1 protein-coding gene is annotated in these 864 nt (G+C 60.6%); it reads left to right on the top strand.

Annotated features, from left to right (window positions below):
• Nucleotides 1-864 (top strand): SNF2-related protein (locus A3754_RS24905; RefSeq protein WP_197468856.1); only part of this gene is annotated, 864 nt, incomplete at both ends.

Genomic DNA, 864 nt, shown 5'->3' with positions numbered 1-864 from the left:
CAGCAACTACTCACCGGCCGGGCCAAGCGGGTACTGGTGGTGGTGCCTTCCCAACTGGTGCACCAGTGGTTTGTGGAAATGGTGCGCCGCTTCAACCTGCACTTCTCTATCTTTGATGCCGAGCGCCTTAACGCCCTGCAGCCGGAAACCAGCATCAAGGACATGCTCGCGCAAATCATTGAAGAGGAAAACACACCGGACGAAGACACTGCCGGCGACTCAGATTCCGTCCGCGCAGCCTCCGGTGACGACAACCCGTTCCTCAGCGAGCAGCTGATTCTGTGCAGCACCGACTTTCTCAGTGAGTGCGATATCGAGCAGCTAGCCGCCGCCGACTGGGATCTACTGGTGGTGGATGAAGCCCATCACCTGGAGTGGTCCGCTGGCCAGGCCAGTGAGGATTACCAGCGAGTGGAAACCATTGCCCAAAAGGCCCGTGGGCTGTTGCTGCTCACCGCAACACCCGAACAATTGGGCCTGGAAAGCCATTACGCTCGCTTGCGTCTGCTCGACCCGGAACGCTACCCCAGCCTGGAGGCCTTCAAGGACGAGCAAGCGCACTATCAGGATGTGGCGGCGCTGGCTGGCCGTTTGCATGACGAACCCAGCTGGGATGCAGCACTGAAGAAAGAAGCCGTTGCCCTGCTGCCGGACATGAATATTGACGAAGCGGACCGCGATGCAATCCTCACGGAACTGCTGGACCGCTCCGGCCCCGGCCGCGTCATGTTCCGTAATACCCGCCACAACATCGCCGGCTTCCCGGCCCGCCACGCGCACGGCATCCCGCTGACGCTGCCGGACGAATACAAATACGACAGCGACGAAGAAATTGACGGCCACCTGCACCCGGAAACCCTGTTC

Source organism: Alcanivorax sp. HI0083 (genome assembly GCF_001635175.1).
Note: the sequence above shows the minus strand (reverse complement) of the source record. Positions and strands in the feature narration are given on the sequence as shown.